Raw genomic sequence first — 8,815 nt, 5'->3', positions numbered from 1 at the left:
TCGCAATGCGGATTTCGGTTTTGCTCAGGCGCCGCGCGGGCTGCGTGATACGGCTTGGCCTCCGGTCCATGCCGCGCCCTTTGCGCGGAGGGCCGAACGGTCAGTCACGGGCGGGTGGGGCGCCTGATGCGCCGTCACGACCTGCCGATCGCACTCCGGTCAGGATCGTCAGCCGGCGCTGCTCGTGCGGCGGTCGCCACGGACAGACGGCGTCCGGCTATGGCGTTCAGTATGACAGGATGAGACTGGCCGGCGGGCTTCACCGCGGTGAGCGCGCCGGATGCGGGCGAGGGACCCTACAGTCCCAGCACGTCGGCCATGCCGTAGAGGCCGGGCGGCTTGTCGAAGGCCCATCGCGCCGCGCGCACCGCGCCGCGGGCGAAGATGGCGCGGTCCTCAGCGTGGTGGGAGAGCGTGATGCGCTCGCCGGGGCCCGCGAAGACGACGCTGTGGTCGCCGATCACGCTGCCGCCGCGCAGGGTCGCAAAGCCGATGTCGCCGGGCCGGCGCGCGCCGGTATGGCCGTCGCGGGTCGAGACCCGGACGTCGGGCAGGGCGACGCCGCGCCCCTGCGCCGCCGCCTCGCCCAGCAGTAGGGCGGTGCCCGAAGGCGCGTCCACCTTCATGCGGTGATGCATCTCGACGATCTCGATGTCGAAATCCTCGCCGAGCGCGGCGGCCACCTTGCGAACCAGGCCGGCGACGAGGTTGACACCCAGCGACATGTTGCCCGAGCGCACGATCCTGGCATGGCGCGCGGCCGCCGAGAGCTGGGCGAGGTGGGACTCGTCCATCCCGGTGGTGCCGACCACGTGAACGATCCGCGCCTGGGCGGCGAGCTCGGCAAAGAAGGTGGTGGCCGCCGGCACGGTGAAATCGAGGACGCCCTCGGTCGCGGCGAAGGCCGGTAGCGGATCGTCGGTGACGGGCACGCCGAGTGTCCCGATGCCGGCGAGCGTGCCCGCATCCTGGCCGAGGGCGGGCGAGCCCTCGCGCTCGATCGCCCCGGACAGCGTGCAGCCCTCGGCCTCGGCCACCACGCGGATCAGCATCCGCCCCATGCGCCCGTCGGCGCCCACCACCAGGAGCCGCATGCTCACCCTCCGACCGTCCTCCGCAGGCGGTACAGCCTGGGGCCGGCTGTGCCAAGACGGGGTGGAGAGACGACACGGCGACGAATCCAGGTCGACGTGTTCGGGTATCGAAAGGGAGGCGAGGAAGTCGGGGTTCCAGCTGGCGGCTTTGTGGGCGGCCCTAATGGACCATTTCTCGCCGACGGCCCGGACGATGGTGAAGGCGAGTCTTCGCAGCCGCGCGATGTTCTGGGCGCTATGATCGCGCCTGAGACGGGAGATCTCTTCCTCAAAGACAAAAATTAATCTAATTTCGTAAAACCGGCCACCGCTTTTTGCATAAAAATACGATACGAAAAATATAGAATATGTTATATTGATTTAATTTATATATTTTATTGATGAGCAGATTGAAAATTATATCAACTGCCCGATTTTTGACCCTTCTGGGGTTTCCAGATTTCGGAAACGCTGATTCGCTGTCTTTTTGGCGAGGCAGTAGCGATGTCGGGGATCGCCATCACGCGGCTGGAACTGGGCGCCTTCGAGTTGCGAGCAGCGTCTGGGACAGCGCCGAATGTGCGGGCGGCGCGGCGGATGCTGGCCTTGGCTCTGGTCCTGGAAGGTATCGACCGCACGACGGCGGCTGAGACCTGCGGGATGGACCGCCAGTCGCTGCAGGACGGGGTGCATCGCGACAAGGCCGATGGCTTGGCGGCTCTGGTCAACCGGAGCTCTGCCGGTCCACCGCGCCATCTGAGCGAGCCCAGCTTTCGGAGTTGGCGACCCTCGTCGAGAAAGGGCTAGACCCCGAGACGGACGGCGTGGCGTGTTGGTGGCAATGTGATCTTCGGCGGGTAATCGCGGAACGGTTCGGCGTGGTGATGCACGAGCACACCGTCGGCAAGCCGTTGAATAAGCTCGGCTATATGCTCCTGTTGATGCGCCCGCAGCATCCCAAGTCAGACCCCGAGGCCCAGAAGGCATTTAAAAAACTTCTCCCAGAAGGTGGACGCCATTCTCCCCGAAGAGGCTCGCAGCAAGCCCGTCGAGATTTGGTTTCGCGTTTCGCGCCCTTCGGGTCAGGACGAAGCCGGGGTTGGCCAGCAAGGCTTATCGACCCGCATCTGGGCTCGTAAGGGAACACGACCGCGAGGGCCACGCGACGGTCGCTACACGTGGGCCTCCATCTTCGGTGCCGTCTGCCTGCGGATTCCGACGGAAGCCGGCCACCTATTCCGACGCGAAGCCGGCCAGCGTTCCGATCTGATGTCGGCCACCATTCCGCGATGAAGCCGGCCACTCGGTAGCCGGCATCGGCGACGGCGCATCCCCGCGGGTCAGCAACCGCGGCATCCCTGTCCTCGACCACGAGGAGAGCGGGATGCCGGCCAGGAGAGAGCTGACCATGCGACAGATCAAACAGATGCTGCGGCTCGCCCATGACGAGGTGAGTTCGCGCGAGATCGGACGAACGCTGGGCATCGCCCGCTCGACCGTTCAGGACAACCTCGCCCGGGCGAGCGCCGCCGGCCTGACCTGGCCGCTCGGCTCCGAGGACAGCGACGCGGTGCTGGAACAGGGGCTGTTCGCCCGGGCCGGGGTGAAGCAAGGGATGCGTCGGCTGGCCGAGCCGGACTGGCCCTCGCTGATCCGGGAGATGCGCCGTCCCGGGGTCAACCTCACCGTGGTGTGGGAGGAGTATCGGGAGGCCCATCCCGACGGCTACGGCTACTCGCGGTTCTGCGATCTCTATCGCGAGTTCGAGCGCCGCCTCACCCCGGTGATGCGCCAGCATCATGGGGCCGGCGACAAGGTCTTCGTCGACTATTCCGGCAAAAAGATCGGAATCGTCGATCCGGCCACCGGGGTGGTGCGCCAGGCCGAGATCTTCGTGGCGGTGCTGGGTGCATCGAGCCTGACCTACGCCGAGGCGACCTGGACGCAGACGCTGCCCGACTGGATCGGCGCGCATGTCCGCCTGTTCCGCTTCCTCGGTGGCCTGCCCCGGCTCGTCGTGCCCGACAATCTCAAGAGCGCCGTACACAAGGCCTCGTTCTACGATCCGGAGATCAACCGCTCCGACAGTATGATGGCCGACCATTACGGTGTCGGCATCCTGCCGGCCCGGCCGAGGAAGCCACGCGACAAGGCCAAGGTCGAGGCCGGCGTGCGCTTTGCCCAGACCTACATCCTGGGACGGCTGCGCCGGCAGACGTTCTTCTCGCTCGCCGAATGCAACGCCGCCATCGCCGCGATGATCGAGCGTATCAATGCCCACCCGATGCGCAGGCTCGGCACGACCCGGCGTGCGCTGTTCGAGGCGGTCGAGCGGGCGGCGCTCCGTCCCCTGCCGGACGACGACTACGCCTTCGCCGAATGGCGGCTGGCCCGGGTCAACCTCGACTACCATGTCGAAGCGGCCGGCTTCCTGTACTCGGTGCCCCACGCCCTGATCCGCGAGCAGGTCGATGTCCGCATCACAGCGCGCACCGTCGAGGTGTTCCACCGCGGCCAGCGCGTCGCCGCCCATGAGCGCCGCTATGCCGGCCGGCGGCACGGCACCGATCCCGAGCACATGCCGAGCGCCCACCGGCGCTATGCCGAGTGGAGCCCTGAGCGCTTCCGGCGCTGGGCACGCAGCATTGGCCCCGAGACCGAGGGCCTCGTCCTGGCCATCCTCCACGACCGTCCGCATCCGGAGCAGGGGTTCCGCACCTGTCTGGGCATCCTGCGCCTCTATCGCGGGCTCGACCCCGGACGGGCGGAGGCCGCCTCGGCCCGGGCCGTCGCCATCGGCGCGCTTACCCACAGGAGCATCGCCTCGATCCTCAGGATGGGTCTCAACCGCGCCGCGCCCTCCGCCGAGGCCGCCCCCGTGCTGCTCCACCCCAACCTGCGCGGCCCGCGCTACTTCCACTGACGGAGACGACGATGCTCACTCATCCCACCCTCGATCTCCTGCGCGAACTCGGCCTGACCGGTATGGCCTCTGGCTACAGGACGCTCGACGCCAACCCGGAAGCCGGCGCGCTCTCGCACGCCGAGTGGCTCGGGCTCCTACTCGAACACGAGGCCACCGCCCGTCGGCAGAAGCGCTTCGAGACCCGCGCAAGGGCCGCCCGCCTGCGCCACCCCGCCAGCATCGAGGATGTCGATTATCGCAGCCATCGCGGCCTCGACCGGTCGCTGTTCCTCAAGCTCGCCACCGGCGACTGGATCCGGACCCGGCGCAATCTCGTCATCACCGGCCCCTGCGGCGTCGGAAAGAGCTGGCTGGCCTGCGCGCTGGGACACAAGGCCTGCCGGGACGATCTCTCGGTGCTGTACTATCGCGTGCCGCGCTTGTTCGCGGCACTGAGCCTCGCGCGCGGCGATGGCCGCTACGGCCGTCTGCTGCGTCAGATCGCCAAGGTGAACCTGCTGATCCTCGACGATTGGGGGCCCGAGCCGCTCCTGCCCGAGCAGGCCCGTGACCTCCTGGAGATCATCGAGGACCGCTACGACAGCGGATCGACCCTGATCACCAGCCAGGTGCCGGTCGACCGCTGGTACGAGATCATCGGCATCCCGACGCTCGCCGATGCCGTCCTCGACCGGCTGCTCCACAACGCTCACCGCATCGAACTCGTCGGCGAGAGCCTGCGCAAACGGAAAGCTGCCGAGCAAGCCGCTTGACCGCCTGAACCAACCTCGTGATCTTCACCCCAGACCCGCGGGAGCGCCTCCGCCACCGGCCGGCTTCAAATCGGAACGGTGGCCGGCTTCGCGTCGGAATGACGGCCGGCTTCAAATCGGAATACCCGGCCGGCTTCGTCGGAATACGCAGTCGAGGCGGGATCGGTCGAGCTTGTACCTGACACCCTGCCGGGTGAACGCCGACATGTGCCGCAGGCCGGCTGGCATCTCGTCGTCCCTGAACCGTTTCACGCCGTCGACGACGACGCGGTTCAGGGCGAACTGCACGGCGCGGGGGAAGGCGCGTTCGAACCCGGCGAACATGGTCCGGGCGTTCTCGACGGCGTCGGCGACGTTGAGTTGGACGTTGAAGCCGGCCATTTGGCGTCCCCAATTGAGGTCGACCCGGACGGTTCGGCGCGGGCCGGGGTGGTGCCCACACGGTAGCACTCAGGGGCGATTCGTGGGCTTGGCGACGGTGTCAGGCCTCGTCTGCGAAGGACGCCAAGTATTCGGCGAGCTCGACCTTCCGCTTCCGGAACGGCCCGGGCTCGCCCGGCCCCAGCATCATGTATGCGGCGGTTGCGACGACTTCCGTCAGGTCCACCCTCTCGTCGCGGACCATGACTTTCCCGTCCTTGCCCCTGAGCCCGGCCTCGAACGCCAACGCGCGGAGGATCGCGGCGCCCATCTCCGCGGTCTTCGCATGGCGCTCCCGTGACCGCCGGGCACGCTCACGGGCCTCTTCCCGCTGACGGGCGGCGCGAGACTGGAACGGCTCGGCTGGCATGGGCATGGGCTCGATCTCGATCATGCGGCCATCATCCCACCGCGGCATGCAAGGCACCAACCGCAGGGAGCGTCCCTCATCGGGGACTTTCGGCCGATCCCATGAGGGACGGCTGGTGCCGGAACCGTGCCGGTCCATCTCAGCCCCATGACCGTCCCATGAAGCCCATGGACCGGGGCATGGGCCAGCCATGGGGTTCGTGGCTCAGATGAGATGGGGGCTCATGGGGAAATCATGGGGTTAAATCTGACGTCCATGGGCGCACCATGGAGTTAAGCGGCTGTCTTGGCGGCCTGCGCTAGGCTCCACCGGTGACGCTCGGCGTCGTGAGCCAAACGGCATGGAAGGTCGCAGACGCGCTCAGGGCTTCTCGAATGTAGGGCAATCGTCCGGACGACGCTGCCCGCGTAATAGAGTGCAGGTGCGCCCTGGTCGCGGAGGGCGATGCCGGCATTCAAGATGGCGGCCTTCAGGGCGCCCTTGAGCTCCAGGTCGATCCGCGCGACCTGGGCGAGCTCAGGCCGGTCCCACCACTGCAAGACCCGCCGCAGGCCATCCCGTACCGCTTCTGGCGTCGAGGGCTGAGGCAGTTCGTCAAGGTCGAGGTCGCGCGTGTCTTTAGGCGCGAAGCCTTGGTAGACGGACCTCATTGCCTGAAAGGAGGGCCGGACGACGTTGACCTTCCAATAGACGCCAATGTCCTCGGCGAGCTCGCCCGAGATCCTCGCGGCCGGCACGTGGGTGGGGTAGAACTCGGCCTTGACGGGCGCCGGGGCGGGAGTGGGAGCGGGTCTGGCTGCAGGCATGGCGACCGGGGGGTGCTTGTGACGGCGTCCGGGACGCGCGGCGCAGGTGGAGAGCAGCACGGCGGCCTCCCAGGCCTGGGGAATCGGCGCCTTCGCGAAGACCGCGCCGATGCGCCTGACACGCTCCCGGGCGCCTGCCTCGGACGCCCGGCAGAGGCGCTCCGCCAGGCCCCGAGACCGGACGAGGTCGCCCCACGCTTGATCGAGGCCGGCGTCGTGGGCACGGGTCACCAGGTCCTTCAGGAGGGACGTGGCCATTGAAGCCTGACCGGAGAGACGACCGTACGCCTGCGTCGCGATGGCCTGCTCGATGGCGGTCGCGAGCACCATGGTGTTGCCTTGAACCTGCGCGCCCGCACCGTCCCACACAGCAGACATGTCGTCGGCGCCGGCGGTGAGCCCGGCCGCGGCGAGCGTGAGCCACGCGTCGTCGTGCCCGCCATGGCTGGCGACCGTCCGGGCCAGTACCTTGGCGATCTCGCCCTCCTCGGTGCCCCAGATACCCTGGCGATGGGCGACGAGACCAGCGGACAGGCGCCGCACGCGGTTGCGTCCCGTCTGCCGGCGGACGACGAGAGCGGCGTCCACTAGGGCCTGCAGCCGGGCCCCGTCGGTGGGGAGGACGCGACCGCGCCCGACGACGACGTGGTCCCCGACAACGGCCAGGCGCAGGCCGATGCCAGCCTCCGCGATGATGTCACCGGCGACGCGTAGGCGCCGGACATGCTGCCGGCGGGCGGCGGGCGTACGGGCCGGCGCCCACAGCTTCGCGGCCAGGGCGTCGACGGTGACGACCGTGACCCGCTTCTGAGGGCACTCGCACTCAAGGACGCCGGCCAGGTCGCGGGCCGTGGGCGGCAGGAGGTCGATCCGCCTCGCCCGTAGGGGCTGCCCACGGAGGCGCTCAACGGCGCCACGAACCGCTGAGCGGGTTATGCCCGTGTCACGGGCGTGGGGCTGGCCGTCGGGGCCGCGGATGAGATCAAAGCCGAGGCGGTCGTGCAACGCGTTGATGGAGAGGCGCCGGGGAGCGCGTCCCTCGCGCTCAGCCCGCTCCGCCTCGTGGGCCTCCATCGCTTCGACGTCGACTTCCCGAAGGTCGCGCGCCTGCAACGTCGAGGCCGGGCGGAGCGGGTCGCCCTTCCCCGCGCCCATCCGGGCGAAGTAGGTCGAGAGCCTCTCGACGACGGAGGCGCGGTCGGCCTCGGGCACGTCCTGCCCCGCGACGAGGACGTACTCGCCAACCTCGCGGTTAAGGAAGGCGCATAACCCGTCGCGGTCGACGGGGGCGCGGCGGGCCCGGCGGTCGGCCTTCGCCCATTCCTTGGCCTTGCCGGACATCGCGGTGAACAGGGCCCGGTTGGCGGGGCTGTAGCCACCGAGGCGCATACGTTGGCAGTATGCTCCGACAGACCGGATCGTGTCCGACACGACGTAATCGGTGAGGTCGGGGTCCCGGATATTCGATACGATGAGCTTGGCCTCACGGCCAAGGAAGGCATCGACCGTCCTCGGTTCAGGCCGCACGCCGGTCCGGCGATGCTCCGCGCGGATCCACGGGTAAGCCGCCTCGCGTAGCCGGTCGAAGATTTCGCTCGATGCCGACACGCGGTTCTGCCTCCCCCGAGACCATTCCCTCACGACCTATGATATGTGGCTGTGCGCACGCCACAAGCCTCCCCGTGTCGATTCCGCTCTGTGGAACGTCGATTTTTGGTCCGACAGGGTTGTCACGCACGGTGCCCTGTAGGGGCCTTGGGGGCCCTGCAGGTCGATCCCGAGGCGACCGAGACAGGTAAGCCTCGGGCCGGAGGCCGAACCCCGGACCATCCCCTTCCGACTCAAGATGGGGGCAGGTGCGCACGCCGACCTCCTCGTCACCGTCGTTCCCCCTCTGTGGAACCGCGGTTTCCGCCGAGATGGGGTTGTCACGCTGGACGCCCGGAGGGACCTCTGACCCCCGCCGGCCGCCACGGGATCGACCGGGACAGGTGACCTCCCGGCCGGAGGCCTAACCCCCGGATCATCCATTCCGACTTATGATATGGCCCGGTCCGCACGCCCGAGACCCGCCCATGCCGTTTCCCCTCTGTGGAATGTCGTTTTCCCCTGAAACAGAGTTGTCACGCCCGTCGCCTGCGATGCCTGCCGACAGGCGTTCCGGGGTGCCCCAAGGACGGGATGGCCTGAACTCGCGCCGGACCCGAAGGCAGCCGGCACGGCGATGCGTCCGGACGCGAAGGGGTGACGGGCACCGGTGAGGAGGATCGCGCTGCTGATCCATCCCTAGGGGCCTGAGGCGCCGAATGGATGGATTGCATGGTTTCTACCGCGCAAAGCGACGCGTGGGACCATATTCCCCCGGCGCGGCACTACACGAATCCAAAGTTCCTGGCAGCGTATCTGCATGGAACAAACCGCCGCCTCAGGTGTTAGAACGGCCCCGCAGCGTCTGGATGACACGCGGA

The 8,815-nt window shown here is 68.2% G+C and carries 8 protein-coding genes; 4 read left to right on the top strand and 4 right to left on the bottom strand.

All coding sequences use genetic code 11. From position 1 onward, the window contains the following. Window positions 1-296 precede the first annotated feature (296 nt). Window positions 297-1,094, bottom strand: a complete 798-nt coding sequence (gene dapB, locus ACFE8Y_RS03430) for a 4-hydroxy-tetrahydrodipicolinate reductase (RefSeq protein ID WP_375463032.1) — start codon at window positions 1,092-1,094, stop codon at window positions 297-299. Between the two features lie 483 nt (window positions 1,095-1,577). Between dapB and ACFE8Y_RS03425 the strand changes: the two genes are divergently transcribed. From ACFE8Y_RS03425 to istB, 4 genes are all read left to right on the top strand, one after another. Continuing rightward, a complete protein-coding gene (locus tag ACFE8Y_RS03425; RefSeq protein WP_375462984.1) occupies window positions 1,578-1,880 on the top strand; it encodes a helix-turn-helix domain-containing protein in 303 nt (100 codons plus the stop codon). Window positions 1,881-1,897: 17 nt separating this feature from the next. Next, window positions 1,898-2,212, top strand: coding sequence for a winged helix-turn-helix domain-containing protein (locus ACFE8Y_RS03420; protein ID WP_375463031.1), 315 nt, complete (start codon window positions 1,898-1,900; stop codon window positions 2,210-2,212). Between the two features lie 269 nt (window positions 2,213-2,481). Next, window positions 2,482-3,996, top strand: coding sequence for an IS21 family transposase (istA, locus tag ACFE8Y_RS03415; protein WP_375462983.1), 1,515 nt, complete (start codon window positions 2,482-2,484; stop codon window positions 3,994-3,996). 11 nt (window positions 3,997-4,007) lie between these two features. Beyond that, a complete protein-coding gene (istB, locus tag ACFE8Y_RS03410; RefSeq protein ID WP_375462982.1) occupies window positions 4,008-4,751 on the top strand; it encodes an IS21-like element helper ATPase IstB in 744 nt (247 codons plus the stop codon). A 111-nt stretch (window positions 4,752-4,862) separates the two neighbouring features. Here the strand turns inward: istB and ACFE8Y_RS03405 are convergent, their stop codons facing one another. From ACFE8Y_RS03405 to ACFE8Y_RS03395, 3 genes are all read right to left on the bottom strand, one after another. Next, window positions 4,863-5,132, bottom strand: coding sequence for a hypothetical protein (locus ACFE8Y_RS03405; protein ID WP_375462981.1), 270 nt, complete (start codon window positions 5,130-5,132; stop codon window positions 4,863-4,865). A gap of 100 nt (window positions 5,133-5,232) precedes the next feature. Then, the gene (locus ACFE8Y_RS03400) at window positions 5,233-5,565 is read right to left on the bottom strand and encodes a hypothetical protein (protein ID WP_375462980.1); all 333 of its coding nucleotides are present in this window, start codon (window positions 5,563-5,565) and stop codon (window positions 5,233-5,235) included. 248 nt (window positions 5,566-5,813) lie between these two features. Further along, window positions 5,814-7,955, bottom strand: a complete 2,142-nt coding sequence (locus tag ACFE8Y_RS03395; protein WP_375462979.1) for a hypothetical protein — start codon at window positions 7,953-7,955, stop codon at window positions 5,814-5,816. Window positions 7,956-8,815: the final 860 nt, after the last annotated feature.

This window comes from uncultured Methylobacterium sp., from assembly GCF_964242245.1.
Lineage (GTDB): Bacteria > Pseudomonadota > Alphaproteobacteria > Rhizobiales > Beijerinckiaceae > Methylobacterium.
The sequence above is the reverse complement of the archived record's forward strand: the minus strand, read 5'-3'. Positions and strand labels throughout refer to the sequence as shown.